The organism is Limnohabitans sp. Hippo3, assembly GCF_003063665.1.
Taxonomy (GTDB): Bacteria; Pseudomonadota; Gammaproteobacteria; order Burkholderiales; family Burkholderiaceae_C; genus Limnohabitans_A.
The window spans coordinates 829280-853906 of record NZ_NESF01000001.1; the positions used below are offsets into that span (position 1 = coordinate 829280).

28 protein-coding genes are annotated in these 24627 nt (G+C 62.6%); 4 read left to right on the forward strand and 24 right to left on the reverse strand.

Annotated features, from left to right (window positions below):
- Window positions 1–8 precede the first annotated feature (8 nt).
- From B9Z34_RS03835 to B9Z34_RS03860, 6 genes are all read right to left on the reverse strand, one after another.
- Window positions 9–965: a Gfo/Idh/MocA family oxidoreductase gene (locus tag B9Z34_RS03835; protein ID WP_108426740.1), complete on the reverse strand. Its 957-nt coding sequence runs from the start codon at window positions 963–965 to the stop codon at window positions 9–11.
- Window positions 966–1061: 96 nt separating this feature from the next.
- Window positions 1062–1940, reverse strand: coding sequence for a class III extradiol dioxygenase subunit beta (locus tag B9Z34_RS03840; protein ID WP_108426741.1), 879 nt, complete (start codon window positions 1938–1940; stop codon window positions 1062–1064).
- Window positions 1941–1977: 37 nt separating this feature from the next.
- A complete protein-coding gene (ligA, locus tag B9Z34_RS03845; RefSeq protein ID WP_108426742.1) occupies window positions 1978–2436 on the reverse strand; it encodes a protocatechuate 4,5-dioxygenase subunit alpha in 459 nt (152 codons plus the stop codon).
- Between the two features lie 80 nt (window positions 2437–2516).
- Entirely contained in the window at window positions 2517–3452 is a 936-nt protein-coding gene (locus tag B9Z34_RS03850; RefSeq protein ID WP_304481809.1) for an amidohydrolase family protein, read from the reverse strand.
- A gap of 84 nt (window positions 3453–3536) precedes the next feature.
- Complete coding sequence (gene ligK, locus B9Z34_RS03855; RefSeq protein WP_108426744.1) at window positions 3537–4220, reverse strand: 4-carboxy-4-hydroxy-2-oxoadipate aldolase/oxaloacetate decarboxylase; 684 nt, start codon at window positions 4218–4220, stop codon at window positions 3537–3539.
- Window positions 4221–4356: 136 nt separating this feature from the next.
- Window positions 4357–5385: an amidohydrolase family protein gene (locus tag B9Z34_RS03860; RefSeq protein ID WP_108426891.1), complete on the reverse strand. Its 1029-nt coding sequence runs from the start codon at window positions 5383–5385 to the stop codon at window positions 4357–4359.
- A 257-nt stretch (window positions 5386–5642) separates the two neighbouring features.
- On the opposite strand from B9Z34_RS03860, the gene B9Z34_RS03865 reads away from it, so the two are divergent.
- The gene (locus B9Z34_RS03865) at window positions 5643–6554 is read left to right on the forward strand and encodes a LysR substrate-binding domain-containing protein (protein ID WP_108426745.1); all 912 of its coding nucleotides are present in this window, start codon (window positions 5643–5645) and stop codon (window positions 6552–6554) included.
- 74 nt (window positions 6555–6628) lie between these two features.
- Here B9Z34_RS03865 and B9Z34_RS03870 read toward each other — a convergent pair whose 3' ends face one another.
- The 8 genes from B9Z34_RS03870 to B9Z34_RS03905 form a co-directional block, all read right to left on the reverse strand.
- Window positions 6629–6937, reverse strand: a complete 309-nt coding sequence (locus tag B9Z34_RS03870; protein ID WP_108426746.1) for a 2Fe-2S iron-sulfur cluster binding domain-containing protein — start codon at window positions 6935–6937, stop codon at window positions 6629–6631.
- A complete protein-coding gene (locus B9Z34_RS03875) occupies window positions 6934–7986 on the reverse strand; it encodes an aromatic ring-hydroxylating dioxygenase subunit alpha (protein WP_108426747.1) in 1053 nt (350 codons plus the stop codon). Before B9Z34_RS03875 ends, B9Z34_RS03870 begins: the two co-directional genes overlap by 4 nt.
- Before the next feature lie 19 nt (window positions 7987–8005).
- The gene (locus B9Z34_RS03880) at window positions 8006–8737 is read right to left on the reverse strand and encodes an ABC transporter ATP-binding protein (RefSeq protein WP_108426748.1); all 732 of its coding nucleotides are present in this window, start codon (window positions 8735–8737) and stop codon (window positions 8006–8008) included.
- A complete protein-coding gene (locus B9Z34_RS03885) occupies window positions 8730–9497 on the reverse strand; it encodes an ABC transporter ATP-binding protein (RefSeq protein WP_108426749.1) in 768 nt (255 codons plus the stop codon). Before B9Z34_RS03885 ends, B9Z34_RS03880 begins: the two co-directional genes overlap by 8 nt.
- The gene (locus tag B9Z34_RS03890; RefSeq protein ID WP_233249394.1) at window positions 9494–10486 is read right to left on the reverse strand and encodes a branched-chain amino acid ABC transporter permease; all 993 of its coding nucleotides are present in this window, start codon (window positions 10484–10486) and stop codon (window positions 9494–9496) included. Before B9Z34_RS03890 ends, B9Z34_RS03885 begins: the two co-directional genes overlap by 4 nt.
- A 13-nt stretch (window positions 10487–10499) precedes the next feature.
- A complete protein-coding gene (locus tag B9Z34_RS03895) occupies window positions 10500–11366 on the reverse strand; it encodes a branched-chain amino acid ABC transporter permease (RefSeq protein WP_108426750.1) in 867 nt (288 codons plus the stop codon).
- A 204-nt stretch (window positions 11367–11570) separates the two neighbouring features.
- Window positions 11571–12737, reverse strand: a complete 1167-nt coding sequence (locus B9Z34_RS03900) for an ABC transporter substrate-binding protein (RefSeq protein ID WP_108426893.1) — start codon at window positions 12735–12737, stop codon at window positions 11571–11573.
- A 38-nt stretch (window positions 12738–12775) separates the two neighbouring features.
- Entirely contained in the window at window positions 12776–13567 is a 792-nt protein-coding gene (locus B9Z34_RS03905) for a GntR family transcriptional regulator (protein ID WP_108426751.1), read from the reverse strand.
- Window positions 13568–13751: 184 nt separating this feature from the next.
- On the opposite strand from B9Z34_RS03905, the gene B9Z34_RS03910 reads away from it, so the two are divergent.
- From B9Z34_RS03910 to hemE, 3 genes are all read left to right on the forward strand, one after another.
- A complete protein-coding gene (locus B9Z34_RS03910; protein WP_108426894.1) occupies window positions 13752–14129 on the forward strand; it encodes a hypothetical protein in 378 nt (125 codons plus the stop codon).
- A gap of 28 nt (window positions 14130–14157) precedes the next feature.
- Window positions 14158–15489 (forward strand): chromate efflux transporter, encoded by a 1332-nt coding sequence (gene chrA, locus B9Z34_RS03915; protein ID WP_108426895.1) that lies wholly within the window; start codon window positions 14158–14160, stop codon window positions 15487–15489.
- 90 nt (window positions 15490–15579) lie between these two features.
- Window positions 15580–16716 (forward strand): uroporphyrinogen decarboxylase, encoded by a 1137-nt coding sequence (gene hemE / locus B9Z34_RS03920; protein WP_108426896.1) that lies wholly within the window; start codon window positions 15580–15582, stop codon window positions 16714–16716.
- A 112-nt stretch (window positions 16717–16828) separates the two neighbouring features.
- Here hemE and ccmI read toward each other — a convergent pair whose 3' ends face one another.
- The 10 genes from ccmI to B9Z34_RS03970 all read right to left on the reverse strand — a co-directional run bounded on the left by ccmI (window position 16829) and on the right by B9Z34_RS03970 (window position 24619).
- Window positions 16829–18097, reverse strand: coding sequence for a c-type cytochrome biogenesis protein CcmI (gene ccmI, locus B9Z34_RS03925; protein WP_108426752.1), 1269 nt, complete (start codon window positions 18095–18097; stop codon window positions 16829–16831).
- Window positions 18097–18633, reverse strand: coding sequence for a cytochrome c-type biogenesis protein (locus B9Z34_RS03930; protein ID WP_233249395.1), 537 nt, complete (start codon window positions 18631–18633; stop codon window positions 18097–18099). Before B9Z34_RS03930 ends, ccmI begins: the two co-directional genes overlap by 1 nt.
- Window positions 18630–19244, reverse strand: coding sequence for a redoxin family protein (locus B9Z34_RS03935; RefSeq protein WP_233249396.1), 615 nt, complete (start codon window positions 19242–19244; stop codon window positions 18630–18632). Before B9Z34_RS03935 ends, B9Z34_RS03930 begins: the two co-directional genes overlap by 4 nt.
- A complete protein-coding gene (locus B9Z34_RS03940) occupies window positions 19241–21310 on the reverse strand; it encodes a heme lyase CcmF/NrfE family subunit (RefSeq protein WP_233249397.1) in 2070 nt (689 codons plus the stop codon). The genes B9Z34_RS03935 and B9Z34_RS03940 overlap by 4 nt, the downstream gene beginning before the upstream one ends.
- A gap of 24 nt (window positions 21311–21334) precedes the next feature.
- Complete coding sequence (gene ccmE, locus B9Z34_RS03945; protein WP_108426753.1) at window positions 21335–21781, reverse strand: cytochrome c maturation protein CcmE; 447 nt, start codon at window positions 21779–21781, stop codon at window positions 21335–21337.
- Window positions 21778–21960, reverse strand: a complete 183-nt coding sequence (ccmD, locus tag B9Z34_RS03950; protein ID WP_108426754.1) for a heme exporter protein CcmD — start codon at window positions 21958–21960, stop codon at window positions 21778–21780. Before ccmD ends, ccmE begins: the two co-directional genes overlap by 4 nt.
- Window positions 21957–22724 (reverse strand): heme ABC transporter permease CcmC, encoded by a 768-nt coding sequence (gene ccmC / locus B9Z34_RS03955; protein ID WP_108426755.1) that lies wholly within the window; start codon window positions 22722–22724, stop codon window positions 21957–21959. The genes ccmD and ccmC overlap by 4 nt, the downstream gene beginning before the upstream one ends.
- A gap of 10 nt (window positions 22725–22734) precedes the next feature.
- Window positions 22735–23391, reverse strand: a complete 657-nt coding sequence (gene ccmB / locus B9Z34_RS03960) for a heme exporter protein CcmB (RefSeq protein ID WP_199220063.1) — start codon at window positions 23389–23391, stop codon at window positions 22735–22737.
- 65 nt (window positions 23392–23456) lie between these two features.
- Window positions 23457–24095 (reverse strand): cytochrome c biogenesis heme-transporting ATPase CcmA, encoded by a 639-nt coding sequence (gene ccmA / locus B9Z34_RS03965; RefSeq protein ID WP_108426757.1) that lies wholly within the window; start codon window positions 24093–24095, stop codon window positions 23457–23459.
- Window positions 24096–24292: 197 nt separating this feature from the next.
- Complete coding sequence (locus B9Z34_RS03970) at window positions 24293–24619, reverse strand: high-potential iron-sulfur protein (protein WP_108426758.1); 327 nt, start codon at window positions 24617–24619, stop codon at window positions 24293–24295.
- Between the last annotated feature and the right edge of the window lie 8 nt (window positions 24620–24627).

Here is a 24627-nt window from a genome sequence, read left to right on the forward strand (position 1 = left end):
ACGGCCTGTCAGCCATGGAGTTGCTGTTCCAGATCGTGCAAGACCTGGTAGCAAGGCAGCACTTGCGCGACGCTCGAATTGGGCTCGCGGCCTTCACGGATGGCCGCAAAGAACTCGCGGTCCTGCAGCTCGATGCCGTTCATGGACACAGCCACTTGCGACACGTCGATCTTTTCTTCCTTGCCGGTGTACAGGTCGTCGTAACGGGCCAGATAGGTGCCGGTGTCGCCGATGTAGCGGAAGTAAGTGCCCAGCGGGCCATCGTTGTTGAAGCTGAGCGACAAAGTGCAGATCGCGCCGTTGGCCGCCTTGAGCTGGATGCTCATGTCCATGGCGATGCCCAACGTGGGGTGGATCGGGCCTTGCACCGCGTTGGCTTTGACGATGGGGCTGCCGCACTGGTAGGCGAACAGGTCCACCGTGTGGGCCGCGTGGTGCCACAGCAGGTGGTCGGTCCAGCTGCGGGCCTGGCCCAGCGCGTTCATGTTGGTGCGGCGGAAGAAGTAGGTCTGCACATCCATTTGCTGGATGTTGAACTCCCTTGCCTTGATCTTGTGGTTCACCCACTGGTGGCTCGGGTTGAAGCGCCGGGTGTGGCCCACCATGGCAACAAGACCTGTTTCCTTCTGTACCCGCAGCACTTCCTGGCCTTCCTTGTACACGTCGCACAGGGGAATTTCGACCTGCACATGCTTGCCGGCCTTCAGGCAAGCCAGGGTCTGGCTGGCGTGCATCTGGGTGGGCGTGCAAAGAATGACAGCATCGACCTCTTTCAAAGCGAGCGACTCGTTCAGATCGGTGGTGACGTGACCAATCCCGTATTTGTCCGCCACCTCTTTGGTTTTAGCGAACTCGCGGCCGATCAGCGAAACGACTTCCACGCCGTCGATGTTCTGGATGCCGTCCAGGTGTTTGATGCCGAAGGCACCTGCGCCCGCCAGGGCGACTTTGATGGTTTTGCTCATGTTGTTCTCCAGTGATGTGGTGGACGTGTCACCCCGGACGCGATCCGGGGTCCATGCATTCATGGATTCCCGCCTGCGCGGGAATGACGATTCAGTTCAGCTGTTTTCCAGTATCACATGCCCCACCGCCGTGTTGCTGGCAGGCACATGATAAAAGCGGTGACGCAACTTGGGCGCAGGGCCTGTGGCTTGGCCGTCCTGGATGTCGCTCATCGCGCCCCGGGCGATCAGCCACATGACCAGCTCGATGCCTTCACTGCCCGCTTCACGCACGTAGTCGATGTGCGGTGTGGCAGCGGCAGCCGCTGGGTCGTTGATGAGTTGGTCCAACCAGGCGTTGTCCCACTCGCGGTTGATCAGGCCCGCACGCGCGCCTTGCAACTGATGGCTCATGCCGCCTGTGCCCCAGATGTGCACATTCAGGTCTTCGTCGTAGCTCTCGACCGCACGGCGAATCGCCTGACCCAGGTTGAAGCAACGCTGGCCGCTGGGCACGGGGTACTGCACCACGTTGACCGCAAACGGGATCACCGGGCAAGGCCAAGCGTCTTTCACCGGATCGAGCTCGCCACACATCAGCGACAGGGGCACCGTCAGGCCGTGGTCCACGTCCATCTTGTTGACGATGGTCAGGTCAAAATCTTGCTGAATGACCGACTGCGCGATGTGCGAAGCCAACTCGGGATGGCCCTTGACTTTGGGCACCGGGCGTGGGCCCCAGCCTTCATCGGCAGGTGCGTACTCGGCGGCCGTGCCAATCGCAAAGGTCGGAATCATGTCCAGGCTGAAGGCCGTGGCGTGGTCGTTGAACACCAGAAAGATCACGTCGGGCTTGTTGTCCTTCATCCATTGTTTGGAGAAGTCGTAACCCGCGAACAACGGTTTCCAGTAGTCTTCTTTCGTCTTGCCCAGGTCCATGGCAGCGCCAATGGCGGGAACATGCGAGGTGTAGACGGATGCGGTGATTTTGGCCATGTCTTGTTCTCTCAAAATAATCGGGATCTGACCCCAATTAGGTTTTTTTGCCTGCTCCGCTGGACTGTTGCCCGGCTGCGCCTTGGGGCTGGTTGTGCGCCTGGGCGCTGCCGTTTTCGCCAATGTAACGGTTGCCCTCGATGCTGCGCCCGCCTGCGATCATCATGTTTCGGTATTCCTCTTCGGTCATGCCGGTCATGGAACCCGCCATCTGCTGGAAGCTCTTGCCATCGGTCGCGCCGATCTTGGCCAAGAAGTAGATGTTGCCGCCAGTGCGCATGCACCAGTTCAGATCGCGGGCCAGCACGGCCTGCTTCTGCTCTTCGGTCATGGCCCACTCGTCCAAGTAAGCCCGCTCATTGGCCTTGAAGCGTTCGCGGTTCTCGGCTTTCATGAGCGACATGCAGAACTGGTTGAGCCAGTAGCCTTTGCGCGATTGCTCGGCGTCAAAAATGATCGTGCCGGGCACGTCTTTGTAGGGTTTGTCTAAAGCCATCGAATACCTTTCAGGGGGTTGTCATGCCCGCGAAAGCGGGCATCCATGGATCCCGGGGCAAGCCCGGGATGACATCAAAATCACTTCACTTCTTCTGGCCAATACAGGCGCATCGGGTTGTTCACCAGCAGCTTCTTCTGCAGCTCGGCCGTGGGCGCGATGTGCGGAATGAAGTCGACCAGCAGACCATCGTCGGGCATGTGGTCTTTCAGGTTGGGGTGCGGCCAGTCGGTCCCCCACAGCACACGATCGGGGAACTCTTCCACGATGCGCTTGGCAAACGGAATCACGTCCTGGTAAGCGTTCTGCTCACCATCCAGCGCCTTGGGGCCAGTGACCGACAAACGCTCTGGACAAGACACTTTGCTCCACACGTTTTTATGCTCGCGCATGAACTTCTGGAACAGCGCAAACTGCGGTCCATCCACGGGCAGCGACACGTCGGGTCGGCCCATGTGGTCCACCACCACGGTGGTGGGCAGTGCGGTGAAGAAATCCCATAGCTCGGGCAGATCGACCGCCTCGAAGTAAATGACCACGTGCCAACCCCACTTGGCGATGCGGTTGGCGATGTCCATCAGCTCATCTTTGGGCGTGAAGTCCACCAGACGTTTGACGAAGTTGAAGCGCACACCACGCACACCCGCATCGTGCATGGCCTGGATTTCTTCGTCCGTCACGCTGCGCTTGACCGTGGCCACGCCACGCGCCTTGCCGCCCGAGTGGACCAAGGCATCCACCATGGCGCGGTTGTCTGCGCCGTGGCAGGTGGCTTGGACCACCACGTTGCGCGCAAATCCCAGGTGATCACGCAGCGCGTACAACTGGTGCTTGGACGCATCGCAAGGCGTGTACTTGCGCTCGGGCGCATAGGGGAACTCGGCGCCGGGGCCAAACACGTGGCAGTGCGCGTCGACCGCGCCTTCGGGCACCTTGAAAACGGGCTTGGAAGGACCGGTGTACCAGTCCATCCAGCCTGCGGTTTTGGTGAAATCACCTGTTGTAGGTTTGCTCACTTTGATTCTCCTGTGGATGCAAGGCGCTGTCGCTTCGTGCGATGCACGGCCGCAGCCGCGCATCGCACCACCACGAACGGTGGATCAATCGATGTACTTCAGACCCGCAGCAGCCAGCGGCTCGCGCATCTTGTACATGTCCAAACCCAGCACGCCAGAAGCCAGCTTGGCGCGTTTTTCACCTTCAAAGCTTTCACGTTTTTGCGCCGCCTCAAGTGTTTGCACCGCACGGGCTGCGGGGACACACACCACACCGTCGTCATCGGCCACGATCACATCGCCGGGGTTGACGATCATGCCCGCGCACACCACAGGGATGTTCACCGATCCGATGGTCGCCTTGATGCAGCCCTTGCTGCTGATGGCTTTGCTCCACACTGGGAAATTCATTTTTTGCAGCTCTTTCACATCGCGCACCCCAGCGTCGATGATCAAAGCGCGTGCACCACGCGCCTGGAACGATGTAGCCAGCAAGTCACCAAAGTAACCATCGGTGCATTCGGCCGTGATGGCCGCGACCACGATGTCGCCGGGCTGAATCTGCTCGGCCACCACATGCATCATCCAGTTGTCGCCGGGGTGCAGCAGCACCGTCACCGCTGTTCCGGACACTTGCGCGCCGGGATAAATGGGGCGCATATAAGGCTTCATGAGGCCCACACGGCCCATGGCTTCGTGCACCGTGGCGGAGCCCAATGCGGTCAAACCATCAGCGGCTGCGCGGTCTGCGCGGGTGATGTTGCGGTAAACAACGCCGAGTTCGTACATGGTCAGTTCTCCTGGTTCAATCTTCAATTGTCATCCCCGACTTGATCGGGGATTCAGAGGCATGGATGCCCGATGAGGTCGGGCATGACAAAAAATGCGCGCGCATGGCCAAAGTCGATGGAAGACAGGTCGCCGTTTACTTGCCCTTGGCCGTCAGCTGGTCGTCCAAGCGTTTGAACACACGGCGCGCATTGCCCTCAAACACCATGTAACGGTCTTGCTCGTTCAGGTTGGTCGTGGCTTGCACGTAGCGCTTGGTGTCGTCGTAGTAGTGGCCGGTTTCGGGGTCAATGCCGCGCACCGCACCGATCATCTCGGACGCGAACAAGATGTTTTTGACTGGGATCACCTTGGTCAGCAGGTCGATGCCCGGCTGGTGGTAGACACAGGTGTCAAAAAAGATGTTGTTGAGCAGATGGTCCTGCAGCAAAGGCTTCTTCAACTCTTGTGCCAGACCCCGGAAACGGCCCCAGTGGTAAGGCACTGCGCCGCCGCCGTGCGGGATCAAAAACTTGAGCGTCGGGAAGTCCTTGAACAGGTCGCTGGTCAGGCACTGCATGAAGGCGGTGGTGTCGGCGTTCAGGTAGTGCGCGCCGGTGGTGTGAAAGCAGCTGTTGCAGCTGGTACTCACATGGATCATCGCGGGGATGTCGTACTCGACCATTTTTTCGTAAATCGGGTACCAGGCCTTGTCGGACAAGGGCGGCGATGTCCAGTGGCCGCCCGATGGATCGGGGTTCAGGTTGATGCCGACGTTGCCGTATTGTTCGACGCACTTGACCAGCTCGGGGATGCAAGTGGCCGGATCCACGCCGGGCGACTGGGGGAGCATGGACGCAGGCACGAAGTGGTCAGGGAACAGTTGGCTCACGCGGTAGCACAGCTCGTTGCAAATGGCCGCCCAGGTGGACGAGACATTGAAGTCGCCGATGTGGTGGGCCATGAAGCTGGCGCGGGGGCTGAAGATGGTGATGTCCGAGCCGCGCTCTTTCATCTTGGCCAGCTGGTTGGTCTCGATGGTTTCGCGCAGTTCGTCATCGCTGATTTTCAGGTCCGACACTTTGGGCATGGAAGCGGGGTCCTGGATGCCCGCAATTTGCTTGTTGCGCCACTCTTCCAGCGCCTTGGGGGCGGTGGTGTAGTGGCCGTGCACGTCAATGATCAAGGGGTTCGTTTGGCTCATCTCAGGTTCCTGCGTTGAAGGTGTCGTGTAGGTCGGCGGCTTCAGCCCCGACAAAGTGCACCTGTGATGCAGGCCGGAGCTGTTGCCACCGACCTACACAAGGCAATATGCCGAATTTCTTCTGTGATTGTGAAGCTTCACGCCCCCATCGCACAGACCCGAGGCCATCTACCAGCTAGAACAAATCTGCATAACCAAGTTATCGCTATGACAAAATAAAGCCAACAGAAAGGCCAGTCATGGACCTCAAACAGCTGGAATACTTTGTACGTGTGGCCGAACTGGGCAGTTTCACCCGGGCGGCTCAGGCCTTGAACATCGCCCAACCGGCGCTGAGCCGCCAGGTGCGCATGCTCGAAGTCGAGCTGCGACAAAACCTGTTGGTGCGCAACGGGCGTGGTGCGACACCCACACAGGCCGGGCTGCTGCTGCTGGAGCACGGCCGGGGCATCCTCCACCAGGTGGAGCGTGCGCGCGAGGAGTTGGGCCGGGTGCGCACGGGCCTGACAGGCCGCGTGGCGCTGGGCCTGCCTCCGAGCGTGGCGCGGGTGCTCACCGTGCCTTTGACCCGGGCTTTTCGCCAAAAGATGCCCCACGCCCAACTGTCCATCAGCGAAGGCCTGTCCACCGCCATGCAAGAGAACCTGCAAAACGGTCGCCTCGACATTGCCGTGCTCTACAACCCGAGCCAATTGCAAGGGATCGAGCACACACCGCTGGTGCAGGAAGAATTGCTGCTGGTCCAGCCCCGCCCGCCCGGCTTGCAGGAAGATCCGCCCCCGCCCCCCATCACGCTGAAGGAAGTGGCTTCACTGCCCCTGGTCATCCCGACCCGGCCCAATGCGATCCGGATGCATGTCGAATCGGAAATGGCCTCAATTGGTTGCCACCCGCAGATCGCGCTGGAAATCGACGGTGTGAGCGCCATTCTCGATTTGGTGGCGGACGGTGCGGGCTGTGCCATCCTGTCGCGCAACGCCGTCATGCGCTCGGTGCGGCCCTCGGCCTTTACGGTGCGGCCCGTGTCAGCGCCTGCGTTGACCATTCAGCTCACAACAGCCGTCAGTTCCTTGCGCCCCACCACCCTGACCCAACAGGCCACGCTCGCCTTGATCACGGAAGTCTCTCAGGCGTGGCTGACCACTGGATAAAGTGGTCACAGCGGGTGATGCCGCAGCAATCAGCCGTTGAGGCCAAAACGGCGAAGAATGATCATGGCCAAGTGTCAAAGGTCCAGCACCAAACGCGCCGTCTGGCTGCGTGAGCAACACACCATGATGCAGTCACCCTTTTCCTGTTCCTCGGGCGTGAGGTACATGTCCCAATGGTCAGGTTTGCCCGCCAGCACGCGCGTCTGGCAGGTGCCGCAAATGCCTTCCGAGCAGGAGAACGCCACATCGTGTCCGGCGTCCTGCAACACTTTCAAGATCGACTGCTCTTTGCCCACCTGAAAAATCTGGCCGCTCTTTTGCAACTGAACCTCAAAGCTGCCATCGGCAGCGATCGGCGTTTGGGTCAAATCTGTGGTGTTCATGCAGTCACTCCGGGGGTGTTTTCCAAGGCCAACAAACGGTCAATGATGCGGCGCGACTGCACGCCGCCCGAATCGATGTTGAGCATGAGCAGTTTGCGGTCTGGCCACTTGCTGATGTTGGCTTGTTGCAACTGCAGCATTTCCATGTCTTCGTTGAAGATGCCACCTTGGCCAACTCGGATCTTGTCGGTCAGCGCTGCGTCTTCCGGCTTGAACTGGCGCGCCATGCCCCAGTGGTACCAATGCGAGGTTTCGGTCTCGGGCGTGATGAAGTCCACCACCACGCTGTAAGCCTTGTGCTCGGGTGCCGCATCAAAACCGCCCTTGCCCGCCAAGGCCACGCCCACGTCGATCATAATGTGGCTGGGCGGCGTGAAGCGGCAAATCTGCCAGCGGTCCACCTTTGCGTTGGGGTCCAGGCCGTTGGCACTCATGGCCATTTGCCAAAACGGTGGCGCCTGAATGCCTTGCATGTGGCGCTGCAAGATGACCTGGTCGCCTTCCACCGAGGTGGTGCAAGGTGTCTCGTCGATCTCGGGCTGGCCAATGCTGTTGGCGTGCACATAAGTCTCGTGCGTCAAGTCCATCAGGTTGTCGATCATCAGGCGGTAGTCGGCTTTGACGTGGTACAGCCCACCGCCATAAGCCCAAGCCGGGTTGTCGAAGAATTCGAACACCGGCATCTGCGCCTCATCGACCTTGGCCTGGTCGCCGGGCCAGACCCAGACAAAACCATAGCGCTCGACCACGGCGTAACTTTTGACGGCTGGAAAGCCGCGCACGCGCTGGCCGGGCATGTGCACGGTTTTACCGTCGCAGCCCATTTCCAGGCCGTGGTAGCCGCACACCAGCTTGCCCTTGCACACCTTGCCCAAGGACAAGGGCGCACCGCGGTGCGGACAAAAATCTTCGACAGCAGCAACCTTGCCGTCCGGGCCTTTGAAGAAAACCATCTGCTCGTTGCAAATAGTACGGCCCAGCGGCTTGTCGCTCAGCGCCTCCAGGTCGGCCAGGGAACAGGCCACATACCAAGTGTTTTTGATGAACATCTTGTCCTCTCTTTCCAATTCAAAGTTGGCGGGCCACGCCCAGCAGGCGATCAAGCAATTCGGGGGCTTGTTGCAAGCTGGCGGCATCGCTGGCGTGCACCACACAGCCGTGGTCCAGCACCACCGCACGGTGGCTGATCTTGAGAATCGCTTGCGGGTGTTGCTCCACGATGATGGCCGACAGGCCCTCTTCCCGGGTGATGCGGGCAATGGCAAGCAGCAGCTCTTGCACAATGATCGGCGCCAGGCCTTCGAGCGGCTCGTCCAGCAAGAGCAAGCGCGGGTTGAGCACTAGCGCCCGGCCCACGGCCAGCATTTGCTGCTCGCCGCCCGAGAGTTGCGTGCCCAGATTGGTTTTGCGCTCGGCCAGACGCGGGAACATCTCGTACACACGCTCAGGCGTCCAGGCCCGACTGGTGTGCCCCTTGCGCCCGGGCCGCGCCACGGCAGTCAGGTTTTCGTGCACCGTGAGTGATTTGAAAATATTGCGCTCCTGCGGCACCCAGCCAATGCCCGCCGCTGCCCGTTCGTGCGAGGACAAGCTGTGCAGTGGCTGACCACCCAGAAAGATTTGGCCACCATGCTGGCGCGTGGCGCCAGCCAAGGTGTCCATGAGCGTGGTCTTGCCGGTGCCGTTGCGGCCCAACAGGGCCAAGGTTTCGCCCTCGCCCAGCGAAAAGCTGATGTCGTTCAGCACCACGGCTTCGCCGTAACCGGCGCTCAGGTTTTCAAGCTTCAACAACTCAGCCATGGGCCACCTCCTCGCCATGCCCCAGATACACCGCCTTGACTTGCGGGTCGGCCGCGATCACTTGGGGTGTGCCTTCGGTCAGCACCACGCCATTGACCAGCACCGTGATGCAGTCGGCAAATTCAAACACCAGGTCCATGTCGTGCTCGATCAGCAAGACCGACACTTCGGCGGGCAACGCCGCCACGGTTTGCAACAGTTCTTCGCGCTCACCCGCAGGCACCCCGGCCACCGGTTCGTCCAGCAGCAACACCTTGGGCTCGCAAGCCAGCGCAATGGCCATCTCCAACAAGCGACGCTTGCCATAGGCCAAATGCTCGGTGCGCTGGTGCATCACTTCGGTGAGGCGAAAGAGTTCCAGCAATTGCTCGCAACGCTCGACCACGGCAGCGTCTTGCCCCAACTTGGGCCACCAGCGCCCGCCCAAGCCACGCTGCTGCGAGACCACCATGGCCAGCGTCTGCAAAGGCGTCATGCTGGCAAACAACTGGTTGATCTGGAAGGTTCGCACCAGGCCCCGGCGCACCCGCTGGTGCGGGGCGAGCTGACTGATGTCAACGCCGAGCAGTTCAATGCGGCCCGACGTGGGCGTGAGGACGCCGGTGAACAAATTGATGAGCGTAGTCTTGCCCGCGCCGTTGGGGCCGATCAACGCATGGCGCGCGCCCAAGCACAATTCAAGGTTGACGTTGTCGGTGGCGGTGATGCCACCGAATTGTTTGACGAGGCCCTGGGCCTTAAGCACAACAGGCTGGCTCATTGCGCACCGCCTTTCTCATCTGCAGCGCGGCCAAACCACAGCCAAGGGCGAATCAAACGCTCGCGCCCGACCATGACCAGCACCACCAGAAACAGGCCTATCCAGAAGGTCCAGTATTGCGGCGTGATGCCCGCGATCACGTCGTGCATCAGCTTGAACACCACCGCACCGACCACCCCGCCATAGAGCCAGCCCACGCCGCCGATGACCAGCATCAGCATCACGTCGGCCGAACGCTCCAGCGCGAACACATCCAGCGAAGCAAAGCCAGTGGTCTGCGCCATCAAGGCGCCTGCAGCGCCAGCCAAGGCTGCGGCTACGGTGTAGACCACCGCCAGGCGCTTGTGCACCGGTATGCCAATGGCCATGGCGCGCAGCGGGTTGTCACGCACCGCCATGAGCGTGGCGCCCCAGGGCGAATGCACCCAACGCCCCGCCAAAGCAAACAGGATCAGCAACACGGTGAGCGAATACCAAGCGGCGGTCTGGCCATACAGGTCGAATTCAAAACGGCCCAGCACCGGGCCCATCATCACGCCCTGCAAACCGTCCGAGCCGCCCGTAAGCCAGTCGAGTTTGTTGGCCAGCTCCATCAGAATCAGGGCCATGCCCAGCGTGACCATCAGACGCGTCAGGTCGGTGCCACGCAGGATGGTGAGCGAACACAGCGCGCCCAGCAGCGTGGCGCAGGCCATGCCAAACAGCAGGCCCACTAGCGGGTCGGGCATCACATGCTTGGCGAATAAGGCCGAGGCGTAAGCACCCAGTCCCAAAAACGCTGCATGGCCCAGCGACACGATGCCGGTGTAGCCCAGCACCAAATCGAGCGAGACCGCAAACAAGGCGACGATGGCCACCTCGTTGACGATGAGGGCATGGCCTGGCGCCAGCAGGGGCAAGGCAAACGCCAACAGCCAGACCAACGGCTCCCAGCCGCGCATGCGGGCAGAAGATAAAAGTTGTTGTTGTGCGTTCATTGGCGCGTTCATTTGCGTCTTCATCTCAACGGCCCCCCTTGCGCACAAACAGCCCTTGCGGACGCCAGATCAAGATCGCGATCATCAGCGAATACACGACGAAAGAACCGAGCTTGGGCATGTAGTACTTGCCTGCCACATCGGCAATGCCCAAGAGCAGCGCCGCCCACAGCGGCCCGGTGATGGACGAGGTGCCGCCCACGGCTACAACGATCAAAAAATACACCATGAACTTGAGCGGAAAGGTCGGATCCAGCCCCAGCACCTCAGCGCCCAAGGCCCCGCCCAAACCGGCCAGGCCCGAGCCCACGGCAAAGGTGGCGGCAAAGATCAAATTCACACGGATGCCCAGGCCTGCAGCCACGCGGGCATCGTCCACGCTGGCGCGCAAGCGGCTGCCAAATCGGGTTTTGGCCAGCACGTATTGCAAGCCCACGGTGAGCGCCGCGCACACCGCGATGATGAACAGGCGGTAGTGGCCCATCCCCAGCGCCCCGTCCCACAGCTCGGTGCGTCCCCGCAACCAGTCAGGCAGCTGCATGATCTGCTGCTGCGAGCCCATCAAATAGTCCACGCTGGCCACCGACATGAAAGCCAAACCTATCGAGAAAAGCACCTGATCGAGGTGGGGCTTCTTGTACATGTGGCGGTATAGCGTGCGCTCGAGCACCGCGCCCAGCAAGGCCGTGCTTACAAAAGCGATGGGCAGGCACAGCAAAAAGGGCAAGTCCCAGCGCTGCATCAGCACCACCGTCAAATAGCCCCCGGCCATGGCAAAGGCCCCGTGCGCCAGGTTGATGAAGTTCATCAGACCCATGGTCACGGACAGGCCCACGGCCAAGATGAAAAGCAGCATGCCGTAGGCAACGCCGTCGAAAAGGATGGTCAACATGTCGTGCGTGTCGGGTTCTCAAAGGCCACTCAGACACGCTCCTTTGTGGGAGTTTGCCTGGAAGCGATGGCTATTTTGTAGGGGCCGACCTGCTGCCAATGGCGCTGCATCGGGTCTGCAAGGCATCGCTTGCAGGCAAGCTCCTACGACAAGAGTCACTGCTGACTTGGGCTTGCAGGCAAGCGCCTGCAAAAGTCAGTTGCGTTACTTGGCTTTGCCCGGGTCCTTCACGTCCTTGATGGTTGCAAATTCCTGGTTGTAGAGTTGGCCGTTCACCTTCTCCACTTTGCGGATGTAGATGTTGTGCACCACGTCGCGGGTTTGCGCGTCGATGAACATCGGGCCACGAGGGCTTTCAAAGACCTGGCCTTTCATCGCGTCCAGCAAGGCCTGACCGCCCGCGCCCTTGGTGGCCTTGCCCGCTTCGTAGATCACGCGCATGCCGTCATACCCGCCCACCGCCATGAAGTTGGGGCGCAGGCCGTTGTTGGCCTTCTCAAAAGCCGCCACAAATTTTTTGTTAAGCGGCGAGTTGTGCGAAGCCGAGTAGTGGTGCGCCGTGACCACGCCATTGGCCACATCGCCCATGCTGTTGAGGATGTCGTCGTCGGTGATGTCACCGGTACCGATCAGCTTGATGCCCGCCTTGTCCAGGCCGCGCTCGGCAAACTGCTTCATCAAGGCCGCGCCTGCGCCGGACGGCACGAACACGTAAACCGCGTCGGGTTTCAGGTCACGCACTTTTTGCAGGAAAGGCGCAAAGTCCGGGTTGCGCATGGGCACTCGCAGGGTGTCAAGCACCTGACCGCCGTTGAAGATCAGGCTGTCTTTGAAGAATTTTTCAGCATCGATGCCCGGACCGTAGTCGGCCACCAGAGTCACGACTTTCTTGATGCCGTTGTTTGGTGCCCAGTCGGCCATGGTCACCGCCGCTTGCGGCAAGGTGAAGCTGGTGCGCACGATGAAGGGCGAGGCCTGCGTGATGCTGGAAGTAGCAGCCGCCATCACCACCAAGGGGGTTTTGGATTGGGTCGCAATCGGGGCTGTGGCAAAAGCCAGCGGCGTCAAGCCAAAACCGGCCAGCACACTGACCTTGTCGTTGACCACCATTTCCTGCGCGATGCGCTTGGTCACGTCCGGGGCGCTGGTGTCGTCTTTCACGATCAACTCGACTTTTTTGCCCGCCACCATGTCGCCGTTTTGTGCCATATACAGGCGCGCTGCCGCTTCAATCTGTTTGCCGGTGGAGGCAAAGGGGCCGGTCATGGGCAGAATCAGGCCGATCTTGAATTTGTCTTGCGCCATGGCGGTGGTGGCGCTGGCAGCCACCGCTGCGCAGGCGATGGCGCGAAGGAAAAATCGTTTCTGCATGCTTGTCTCCTGGTGTTGAAAAGTGAAATGGAAAAAACTCACCGTGAAAAAATCTTGTCGCCTTTGGGCGTGCGGATGAGCTGCACGCCGGGCGTGGTCGAGGGCTGTGGATTGCGCAGCGCCAGCCCCAGGTTGTGCCGCGCCAGGCGAGAGTGCTCTCGCATGATCGATTCGGCACGACCGGCCTCGCGCTGCGCAATCGCGTCCAGCACCTGCCGATGCTGGTGCTGCGCCACCACCAGCATGTCGCGGGCATCGGGGCTGTGGGCTTGCACCCCCACAAAACCGGAAGCCGACGCAAAAGGCAAGCGCGATGCCCGGTCGATCTCGCGGGCCAGCACGGCGCTGTCGGCCATCTCGGCCAGCAATTTGTGAAAGCGGCCATTCAGACGCACGTAACTGGAGAAACTCTCGTCGTCCAACGCCGCTTGCCGCAAGAGCTGGTCAATCTGGTCGAGGCATTCACCCGCTTGACGCAACACCACGGGGCGCACGCCCCGCTCTGCCGCCAGCCGAGCGGCCAGGCCTTCGAGCGTGCCGCGCAACTCGATGGCATCGGCCACCTCGCGCTCCGAGAACGTGCGCACCGCATAACCACCGCCACTCAAGGCTTCGAGCAACCCCTCTTGCCCCAGACGCATCAAAGCCGCCCGGATCGGGGTGCGTGACATGCCCAAGCGCTCGACCAGGGCCAACTCGGCAATCCGACTGCCGGCAGGCAGGTCACCCGCCAGGATCAGCTCACGCAGGCGCTGCTGCGCCTTGACGGCTTGCGAGCCGCCCTCCTCGGCGCTATCGTGGTCATGATCGTGAACGGCGGTTGCAGGCATGGGGTATTTGGCAAAAATGGCATTAAACCACCAACGACCGCCTTTCTGTATACAGACAAGCCCTTATTTCTGGATTTTTTGCACAAAATTTAAGCAAAACATTGATTAATGTATCCAGCACAAGTGCGCTGTCAGCGCCTGTGGGCTTGCGGCGACAATGGGTGCGATTTCGGACAAGGGCGCCATGAATTTGCAATTGCTGGACTTTGACTGCAGCGAAGACGCCGAGGGCGTGGTGTGCTGGGATGCCTTGGCGCAGCCCGCCCCCCACTACAACAGTGCCCTGCTGGCTGAAGTGGCCCAAGTTCTGGCTTGGTGCCACCGGTTTGACGCGCGAGGCCCTGGCCCTTTGGAAGACGGCGCGAACTGGGACTTTGACCTGCAAGTGACGGTGCAAGGCGACGCTCACCCGGGCTTGCCCCTTCCCGCCAAATTCGACCCGACCACGGGCACCTTGCATCTCCCTTTCGGGGCCGAACAGCAAGCCATGGCCTTGAGTTTGAGCATCAGTGGCTCACCGGCTTTCGCCCAGGCGTTTCGCGAACAATTTGGCCTGCCATGAGCAGCGCACACCAAGACACCAAGACACCATGCCGACAAGCCCCGCACACACCGCCCCGGTCAGCTTCAGGGAGGCTTTGCGCTTCTGGTTCTGGCTGGGCTGCGTCAGCTTTGGCGGCCCTGCAGGCCAGATCGCCCTGATGCACGAAGAACTGGTGGTGCGACGCCGCTGGATTTCTGAAAAACGCTACCTGCACGCGCTGCATTACTGCATGCTGCTGCCCGGCCCCGAAGCGCAGCAGCTGGCCACCTACACCGGCTGGCTGATGCACGGCACACGCGGCGGTATCGCGGCGGGTGCGCTGTTTGTGCTGCCCTCTTTGCTGCTGCTGATCGTGCTGAGCGGGGCTTACACCGTTTGGGGCCAGCACCCCTGGGGACAAGCCTTGCTGTGGGGACTCAAGCCTGCGGTGACCGCGCTGGTGCTGCAGGCCGCTCACCGCATGGCCAAGCGCACACTGAAAAGTCGCTGGCTCTGGGTGCTGGCGGCTTTGTCTTTTCTGGGCACTTTGTGGGGGCTGCCTTTTCCCGTGATCATCGTGGCCGCAGCGGCGGCGGGCTTTTACATGGCGCGCCACCGGCCCGACGCGCCTGGCCCCAGCACGCAGCCAAGCTCAGATGCACCATCCAGCGACACCTCGGCCTGGCTCGGCGACCACTCTGCACAGCCTGCACACACCCACCACAGCCCGCAGCGACTGTGGCGCGCTCTGGCCATCGGCGTGGGCTTGTGGGCGTTGAGCCTGGGCCTGATCGCTGCGGCCTTTGGGGTGGGCCACACACTCACGCAAATGGGCGGCTTTTTCACCCAAGCGGCCTTGCTGACCTTTGGCGGGGCCTATGCGGTGCTGCCTTTTGTGACGCAAGCGGCGGTGGTGCAGTACGGCTGGCTCACGGCCGCGCAAATGATGGATGGTCTGGCCTTGGGTGAGACCACACCCGGGCCGCTGATCATGGTGGTGGCCTTTGTCGGTTTCCTGGGCGGACACGGCCAGGCCTTGTTCGGCCATCCGCTGCTGGGCGGGGTCGTGGCCGCCTGCGTGGTGACCTGGTTCACCTTTCTGCCCTCCTTCGTGTTCATCATGGCGGGCGGCCCGTTGGTCGAATCGACCCGGCACATGCCCTCATTGGCCGGGCCTTTGCAAGGCATCACGGCCGCCGTGATCGGCGTGATCCTGCACCTGGCGGGTGTGTTCGCACGCCAGACCTGGCTGCCGGGCGGCTGGCACATGCTGCCGGATCTGAGCGCAATCGCTCTGACCTTTTTGGCCATCTGGGCCTTGGTCTGGAAAGGCTACAGCGTGGTGCGCGTGCTGGCCGCTTGTGTGGTGCTGGGTCTGCTCAGGCATGCCCTGTTGTGATGCGGCACCACAAGCCATCCATGGCGCTGGATTTGCTGGACCCTGGCTCGATGGCCTGAGACAATGGACGCCTTGACTTCAGGTTCTTTCATGGCATCCCACACCTCCAGCGCGTCCTCGGCATTCGCTCCCCTTCAAAACGACACCTTCCTGCGCGCTTGCCTGCGCCAGGCCACCGACCACACCCCCGTCTGGCTCATGCGCCAAGCCGGGCGCTACCTGCCCGAGTACTGCGCCACCCGCGCCAAGGCCGGCAGCTTCATGGGCCTGGCCACCAACGTCGACTACGCCACCCAAGTCACCCTGCAGCCGCTCGAGCGTTACCCGCTCGACGCCTCCATCTTGTTCAGTGACATCCTCACCGTGCCCGACGCCATGGGCCTGGGTCTGTCGTTCGCACAAGGCGAAGGCCCGCGCTTTGCCAAGAATGTGCGGGGCGAAGCCGCTGTGGCCGAATTGGCCGTGCCCGACATGAACAAGCTGCGTTATGTGTTCGATGCCGTGACATCGATTCGCAAGGCGCTGAACGGCCGCGTGCCGCTGATCGGCTTTTCCGGCAGCCCCTGGACGCTGGCGTGCTACATGGTCGAGGGCGCAGGCTCGGACGACTACCGCCACGTCAAAACCCTGATGTACAGCCGCCCCGACCTGATGCACCGCATCCTGGCCATCAACGCCGACGCCGTGGCCCTGTACCTGAACACCCAGATCGAAGCGGGCGCCCAAGCGGTGATGGTGTTTGACAGCTGGGGCGGCGTCTTGGCCGATGGGGCTTTCCAGCAGTTCAGCCTGGCCTACACCGCCCGCGTGCTGAGCCAATTGAAAACCGAGCACAACGGCCAGCGCATCCCCAGCATCGTGTTCACCAAAGGCGGGGGCCTCTGGCTGCCCGAGATGGCGGATTTGAACTGCGACGTGCTGGGCCTGGACTGGACCATGAACCTGGGCCGCGCCCGCGCCTTGGTCGGTGGCGAAGTCGGCGGCCCCGGCAAAGCGCTGCAAGGCAACATCGACCCGAACATCCTGTTTGCACCGCCCGCGCAGATTGCCACCGAGGTGCACCGGGTGCTCGACAGCTTTGGCAAGCCGCACACCGACACCACCCAAACCGGACCCACCCACATCTTCAACTTGGGCCACGGCATCAGCCAGTACACCCCCCCCGAGCATGTGACGGCGCTGGTCGAGGCGGTGCACAGCCATTCGCGGAAACTGCGTCAGGGTTGAGTCATGGCATGGGCTGGTCGGCGGCTTCTGCCCCGACGTGCTCGCGCACCACAGCAGGCCGATGTCGGACCTGAAGGTCCGACCTACGAGGGGCTCGCTCGCACGAAGAACGTCAGCGACCGGTGATCTGAAGCACCACGCCTTGCACGCCTGTCTTCACACCGGGCAACTCCACCTGAAAATCACCCTCTTGCTTCTGCGCCGAGCCGGTTTTGGAGATGCGGGCCACCAAGCGCACTTGCGCCAGAGATGACAAGACCGGGGGTGCACCCATGCCCATGCTGTCGCTCAATGCAAAGGGCACCGGCCAGGATGTGGGCGTGCCGCGCCAGATGGCCACGGGACGACGCGAGCCCTCTTCAGCCACGGCATAAACAAACAAGGTGGCGCCTGCAGCGATCTGGCCCTGCACCTCGGGCGAGACACGCACCTCACCCCGAATGACCGGCTGGGCATCGCCCACGAAAGAGGCAGACGGTGCCGATGCACTTGGGGCTGCCTGCGCCATCTCCGCCACTTGCATCACTTGCGCCAAGGCTTGCTGCAGGCCTTGCGCTGCCTCGCTCTCGGGCGGCACCAGACTCAAGGCACGTTGCCAATAGCCTTGCGCCGCCGCATGCCGTTTTTCAGACCAGGCCGCACTGCCGGCCAGCACCAAGGCGTTCAAGTGCATCGGCTGCACGCGCAACACCTCATGAATCCACTGCCAGGGCGCCCCGGCGTACACACCCCCTGCGTTCAAGGCTTTCATCTGCGCGCGCTCGATCCACAGATCGGGCTCGGGCGACAAAGTCAACACACGCGCGAGGGCTTGCTCGGCCTGCGCGTGCGCGTGTTGCGCGGCATGCAAACGCGCCAGGGTCAGCCAGGCCTCGGCATCCTCCGGGCGTTGTTGTGTGGTTTGTTGCCAAACGCGGGTTTGTTCGGCCAGTTGTGCGGGTGTGGTGGCGGTGATCTGCACACGCTGACTCAATGGCATGGGCCACCAGGTCTGCGGTGCACCCAGCTGCAGGTAGCTCAGGCCGCTGAGCAAAACCAGGGCCGCAACGATCCAGAGCCAGCGCCCAGGCGTTGTGACCACGGGACTCGCGCCCTGCGCCAGCGCCGCGTCGGCCAACACATGGCGCAGCACCTCGTCGCGTGCGGCGGCGTGCTGGGCCGTGTTCAAGCGGCCTTCGGCCAAGGCATGGTCCAGATCGATCAGGTGCTGCTGCTGGATGCGACGGTGGGCCGCGGCCTGGACATCGCTGCCCATGAACGCCTCGGCATCGGCTGTAGTGCCCGCCTGTTTGTTCAGGCCACGGTGCAAGACCCAGGCGGCCAAGGCACCGAGCAACAACAAGGCGAACAACAGACCCCAGCCAGGTGGCACCAATGTCATCAGGACTCCAGCAGTTGACGAACGCGCTCGCGTTCGGTATCGGTCAGGGGCTCAGGCGCAGCCGGGGTGCGGCGCATCCAGCGCCAAGCCACGGCCAGAGCGCCCAACAGCAGGGCAAAGGGACCAAACCACAGCAGCCAGGTGACGGGCTTGACCTCAGGTTTGTAGAGCACAAAGTCACCGTAACGGCTGACCAGAAAACTGCGGATGTCGGCATCGCTTTGGCCTTGCTCGATCAGGCTGCGCACCTCACGCCGCAGGTCCACCGCCAACTCGGCGTTGGACGAGGCGAGCGATTCGTTCTGGCACACCAGGCAACGCAACTCGGCTGCGATGTGGTCCCAACGCGCCTTGACGGCATCCGACATGGGCGCGTCGGGGTGCGCCGCCACCGCTGCGCCCGCATTCGGCAAAGCCGCCTGCACCTGCGCCATGGCGACCCCACCATGGGCCACAGCAGCCGGAACTTGCGCCCCCACGCAACTGCCCCACAGCCCAAAGCTGACCATGACCCAAGAAAGCAGCACGCGCGTCATGGCAAGCTCCTGAGCAGCGGCAACAATTGGTGCTGCACCACCTCGGGCGTCAAGGCCCCGGCATGCTTGAAACGCACCACGCCCGCACGGTCGACCAGGTAGGTTTCGGGCAAACCGTACACGCCAAAATCCATGCCCACACGGCCATCCATGTCGAGCAGATTCACGCCAAAGGGCTGGCCATTTTTTTGCAGCCAGGCCTGGCTGCGGGCCGTGGCTTTTTGCAAGGCTTCGGCGCTTTGCGGGTCCTGGCCCGACAGTTCCGAAGCCTGCAACTCCTTGTAATTGATGCCCAGCATCTGCAGCCCCGGCTGACGCGACAAGGCCATCAAGATCGGGTGCTCATCCTTGCAACCCGCGCACCAGGTGGCCCACAGGTTGACCAGTGTGACTTGCCCTTTGAATTGCGCCGCGTTGAACACGCCCGGCCCGCCCACCACCGGCAACTGGAATGCCGGCGCAGGTCGGCCGATGAGCGGCGAAGGAATCTCTTGCGGGTTGCGCGTCAGGCCCACGGCCAAAAACGCCACCATGCCCAAAAACAGCGCCAGCGGGGTAAACACCCAGCGCGGCATGCGCTGGCCGGGGGCATTGGCAGAAGGCGCGCTCATGTCACGGCACCTTTGGTCACAGCTGCCGACCCCAAAGCGGGAGGCGCAGCGCCTGGAAGCGCTGACACGCGCGCGCCCTTGTCGGCATGCGCGCTGGGTGCACGGGCTGATGAGGATGCTTGCCGGTAGCGCCGATCCAACGCTGCCAAACCACCCCCCAGCACCATGAACACCGCGCCCAGCCAGATCCACGACACAAACGGCTTGTGGTAGACCCTAAAACTCCACTGCGGCGGCTCCCCCGCCAGAGGCTCGCCCAAAGACACATAACGATCACGCCAGAGGTTGCGGTCGATCGCGGCCTCGGTCATGGGCATGGCGCTGGACACATAGCGGCGCTTTTCGGGCCGCAAAGTGCCGACTTCACGCTCGTTACCCGGCTCGCCTTCGAACACCTTTATCTGCGCACGCAAGGCCAAATAGTTGGGCCCCAGGTGGTTGTCCACGCCGATGAGCTGGTAGCGTACCCCGGCCACCGTGACCGAGTCGCCCAGGCCCAGGCGCACATCGCGCTCCACCTGAAAGGACTTGACGCCCGTGATGCCCAGCACCAGCACCGCCACGCCCAGGTGCGCGACCTGCATGCCCCACCACGCCAAGCCCGGTGATCCGGGCAGGCGCCAGCGCTGCACGATTTGCCAAGCGCCCGACAGCACGATCCAGCCGCCCAGCGTGCCGCCCATCACCGTGAGCCAGCCGCCTGCGTTGGTCGTGCTGCCCTCTGTGATCGGTGCGCCACCCCAAGTGGCCCAGGCACTGGCCAACAAAAGCGCCAAAGCCCCCGGCACCAGCACCGAGCGCACCGCCGCCCAGCGCGCCACATGCCAGGGCACCACCGTGCCCGGCACCATGGCCAAGAGCAGCGGCACCATCAGCGGCACGAACACGCGGTCGAAATACGGCGGACCGACCGAGAGCTTGCCCAGGTTCAGCGCGTCGATGATCAGCGGGTACAAAGTGCCCAGCAACACCGCCGCCATGGCCACCACCAGCAGCACGCTGTTGAGCAGCAAAAACGATTCACGCGAACCGGCCACGGGTTGAGAAGCATGGGCCCACTGCGGCGCGCGCCAGGCAAACAGCGCCAGCGACACGCCCACCACCACGACCAAAAACAGCAAGATGAACACGCCCCGCCCCGGGTCGGTGGCGAAAGCGTGCACCGAGGTCAACACGCCCGAGCGCACCAGGAAGGTACCCAGCAAACTCAGCGAAAACGCGCCAATCGCCAAGAGCACCGTCCAGGCTTTGAACTGCCCGCGCTTGTCGGTGACCATGAGCGAATGGATGAGCGCCGTGGCCACCAGCCACGGCATGAGCGAGGCGTTTTCCACCGGGTCCCAAAACCACCAGCCGCCCCAGCCCAGTTCGTAATAAGCCCACCACGAACCCAAAGCGATGCCCAGCGTCAAAAAGCCCCAGGCCGCCACGGTCCAAGGCCGCGCCCAGCGCGCCCAGGCGGCGTCGAGCCGACCCGACAGCAGCGCCGCCATGGCAAACGCAAAAGCCACCGACAAACCCACATAGCCCATGTAGAGCATGGGCGGGTGGATCACCAGACCCGGGTCTTGCAACAAAGGCGTCAAATCGCGTCCCTCGGACGGCGCCGGAAACTGCCGCGCAAACGGGTTAGACAGCGCCAAGATAAAGGCCAGAAAACCCACCGACACCGCGCCCATCACGCCCAGCACCTGCGCCACCAAAGCCTGCGGCAAGCGCCTGGAAAACGTGGCCACGGCCACCGACCACAGCGCCAGCATCAACACCCACAAGAGCAGCGAGCCTTCGTGCCCGGCCCAGATGGCCGAGAGGCGGTACGGCGTGGGCAGCAAGGTGTTGGAGTGGTGGGCCACGTACTTGACACTGAAGTCATGCACAAAGAACGCGTGCCACAAGGCCCCGAAGGCCAACACGATCAGTGCCAGTTGCAAGACCGCCAAAGGCCGCGCCAGCGCTTGCCAGCCCGCACGCCGTGCCGACAAGCTGCCCCACAGCGGCAGCACCGCTTGCAGCACGGCAACCCAGGCCGCCATGATCAAGGCCATGTGGCCCACTTCAGGCCACATGCTTGGCTCCTTTACAGGCGGCGGTCATCGCTGCACCGCCGCGCCCATGCGGGCCTTGGCCGCCTCGTCCAGCGCGTGCTGGGCTTCGGGCGGCATGTAGTTTTCATCGTGCTTGGCCAGCACCTCGCTGGCCACAAACAAGCGGCCCGCATCCAGACGGCCTTGCGCCACCACGCCCTTGCCCTCCTTGAACAAATCGGGCAACAGGCCCACATAGCGCACCGACACCTCGCGCTGCGTGTCGGTCACCACAAAAGCCACCGCCATGCCGTCGCGCTGGATGCTGCCCGCCTTGACCAGACCCCCGACGCGAAAGTGCCCTTCCTTGGGCGCTTCGCCCGCCACCACCTGGGTGGGCGTGAAGAAGAACACCAAATTGCTCTGAAAAGCGTTGAGCACGAAATACGCCGCACCGCACAGCAGCAGCAAGCCCAATCCGATGCCCAGACCTCGTTTGTGGCGGCTTTTCATGAAGCTTCTCCGGCCGATGCATCCATGGCTTCACACACTTCGTCCAGCGCCTGCTGACGGCCCATGCGCGCCAGCCACACTTCGAGTGCCAGCAAGGCCGCACTCACGCCCATGCTGCCCCACACATACACGCCATAGCCGCCCATGGCCCAAAATTCGGCGGCGCTTGTCCACATCATGCGGTACCTCCCAATGCGCGTTGCGCGCGGTGCACCAACACCTCGGGCAATTGCTGCACCCAGGCCGAATGACTCTCGCGCGCCAACATCAAACTGCGCACGCGCCACAAAGCGATGGCCGCCGCGTACAACCACACCGCCAGACTCATCAGCAGCATGCCGCTCAGCATGATGCTGGCCATGCGTGGCGATTGTGTGAAGGACACCGATGCACCCTGGTGCAGGGTGTTCCACCATTTGACCGAAAAGTAAATGATGGGCACATTGACTGCACCCACCACCGCCACCAAGGCGCCCGCCCGGTCCGATCGGCGCGGATCTTCGATCGCCGAGGTCAGGGCGATGTAGCCCAAATACAAAAACAGCAAGATCAGCATCGAGGTCAAGCGCGCATCCCACACCCAATAGGTGCCCCACATCGGCTTGCCCCACAAAGCCCCGGTCCACAGCGACAAAAAGGCCAGCAAGGCGCCGGTGGGCGCGAGTGCCCGCGTCATCAGGCCGGACAAACGCGTGTTGAACACCAGGCCCAAGACACTCCAGAACGCCATGGCCAGGTAAATGACCATGGCCATCCACGACACGGGCACATGGATGTAAATGATGCGGTAGGCCTGCCCCTGCTGCGCGTCGGACGGCGCGACCATGAAGCCCACCCACAAACCCGCCAGTGCCAGCACCGTGGCCAGCAGTGCCAGCCAGGGCCACAGGCGACCGGCCAGGGGGTAGAAGTGCTGCGGTGCGGCGTAATGGAAGAGCTTCATGGTCAATCCCTCATTCCAGCGCCAGGCGCAAAGCCGCCGCACACGCCCAGGGGCTGAAGGCCGCTGAACCAAGCAAAAGCGCCAGCAAGACCGAGACATGCGCTTCTGCGCCCAGGCCGCGCATCTGCGCATCGACCGCACCCGTGCCGAACACCAGCACCGGCACATACAAAGGCAAGAGCAACAGCGACTGCAGCACGCCACCGCCGCGCACGCCCAAAGTCAGCGCCGCACCGATCGCGCCCAACAAGGACAGCACCGGTGTGCCGATCAAGAGCGTGAGCGCCAGCATGCCCAAGGCCTCTGACCCCAGGCCAAACTGCAGGCCCAAGAGCGGCGACAGCAGCACCAAAGGCAAACCCGAGATCAGCCAATGCGCCAACAGCTTGGCCGCGACCAGCCAAGACAAGGGCGCGGCCGACAGCGCCAGCTGCTCCAGGCTGCCGTCCTGGTGATCGGCCTCAAACAGGCGGTTCAGGCTCAGCATGCTCGCCAGCAAGGCCGCCACCCACAACACGCCCGGCCCGATCAGGCGCAGCGTGGCGGGTTCCGGGCCGATGGCCAGCGGAAACAAGGCCGCCACCAAGACAAAGAAAAACACCGCCCCCAACCACTCGGCCTTGCGCCGCAAGGCCAAGCGCAGGTCGCGCCGCAACACGCCGCCCATGGCCTGCCAGGGGCTGGGCAGCGCGGGCGCAGACGTGTGGACCGGGACGGTGATGGCCGAGGCATTCATGCGCGGCCCAACTGCAAGCGTGCACCCGGGCCTTGCAGGTCCAGATCGTGGTGGCTGGTCATGACCACAGCGCCGCCCGCGTCCACATGCGACTGCAGCAAGGCGCGGGCCGTGGCGGTGGCCTGCGTATCCAGGCCCACCAGGGGCTCGTCCAAAATCCACAGCCGCGCCGGGCTGGTGCGCAAACGCGCCAAGGCCACGCCTTGTCGCTGGCCTTGCGACAAGACCCGCACCGGCAAATTCGCCCGGGTATGCAAGCCCTGCTCGGCCAGGGCTTGCAGCGCCTGCGCGCGGCTGAGCGCTAAACCACTGACCTGGGCATCGGCGCAAAGGTTCTCACAAGCGCTCAGATCGGGCTTGAGGCCCAGCGCGTGGCCGATGTAATGCAGCACCGAACGGTCGGGGCGCGAGAGTGGGGACTGCGAGGAAGAAGTCAAAGAGGGCCACTTGACCTGGCCGTGTGCGGCCGGGGACAGGCCGCACAGGATGCGCAGCAAACTGGTCTTGCCGCAGCCGTTGCCGCCTTCGATGTGCAACCAGCTGCCTGCGGGCACGGAAAAGCTGACGCCCTCGAACAGTGTCCGCTGGGCCTTTTGGCAGGCCAGGTCCATCGCTGTGAGCACCCAAGACGCCATGAAAGGGCTTTCCGGTCGGTTGAAGACAAAGCCCAGTGTAACGATAGATTGACACTTTGTGTGTTCAAAGACCTGAAGCAGACGGGTAAATCAGGGTAAACCTTGATCCCGAGGGCTCCACAGCCGCAAAAAAACCGCCCGAGGGCGGTTTGGCGTTCTGGGCAAACCTTTGGCTTGCCCAAGAGGCTGTGCGTGCATCAGCCTTTTTTGGCCCAAGCCGAGCACCAGCCTTTAGCAGACACTTGCTTGCCCGCGAACAGTGGGCAACCACCGGCTGCAGCACCGGCCTTGGCCTGGAACAAGGCGCAATTGGCACAGTTGTTGCCCGCGGCGTACTTGGGGTTCTTGGCCTTGTCCACTTTGGTGGCATCGGCTTTATAGGCCAGGCCCACAGCCTGCGGGTCTTTTTCATCCACCATGGCTTGGGCGGAGGCTTCGCTCACGGCCAAAACAGCAGTGGCGGCCGTGGCCACTTGCATCATGAACACGCGGCGTGTCGAGGAAAGAGAAGAAAAACGGGACATGAAGGACT